The sequence below is a fragment of the Streptococcus tangpeifui genome (genome assembly GCF_011038795.1).
In the GTDB taxonomy this organism is placed as follows: domain Bacteria; phylum Bacillota; class Bacilli; order Lactobacillales; family Streptococcaceae; genus Streptococcus; species Streptococcus tangpeifui.
Window position 1 is genome coordinate 1 of the sequence record NZ_JAAKDU010000021.1, and the last position, 559, is coordinate 559.

General features: G+C 42.4%; 2 pseudogenes. Both read right to left on the minus strand.

Annotation, left to right across the window (positions count from 1 at the left end):
- Positions 1 to 418: pseudogene (locus G7Y32_RS10280) on the minus strand (HlyD family efflux transporter periplasmic adaptor subunit); the annotation flags it as partial.
- Between the two features lie 14 nt (positions 419 to 432).
- A pseudogene (locus G7Y32_RS10285) lies at positions 433 to 559 on the minus strand (ATP-binding cassette domain-containing protein); the annotation flags it as partial.

Genomic DNA, 559 nt, shown 5'->3' on the forward strand with positions numbered 1-559 from the left:
CAGCTTTTTTTCTGGCCTTTTTAGAGAGCTTTTTGTTTTTTTTCTTGGTCTTCTTTTCTTTCTTCTCTTCTATTTTGTCCAGACGCTTATTGCGTTCCTTTATGGCTTCTTTTTGCGAATTCTTTTGTGCAGGAGTTGTCTCCTCGTTATATCGCACCAAAAGATCCCCTTTTTTCACCTTGGTGTTGTCATCCAATTTGTTTTGAGCAATAGAAGCATCACTGCCAGACTGGATAATGGCTAAAACCTCAGTCGGGGCCACCTCACCTTGAGAGATGACCGTGACTTCCTTTTTAGCAAAACAAAGGAAGACAACGATGAAAACAATCAAGATAACCAAGGGCACAATCAGCACTGTCGCAAAATTATGGTAGCGGCGGCGGTAAAATTCCGCACTTTCGAGTAATTTTGGATTCATGATAACGTCCTCCCTTAGTTAAACAGTGTGTAATAGAAGCCTTTATTCGCCAACAGTTCCTTATGGCTACCGGTCTCTACAATCTTTCCTTGATCCATCACAATAATACGCTCTGTCCGCTGCGCAATACTCAGGCGGTGC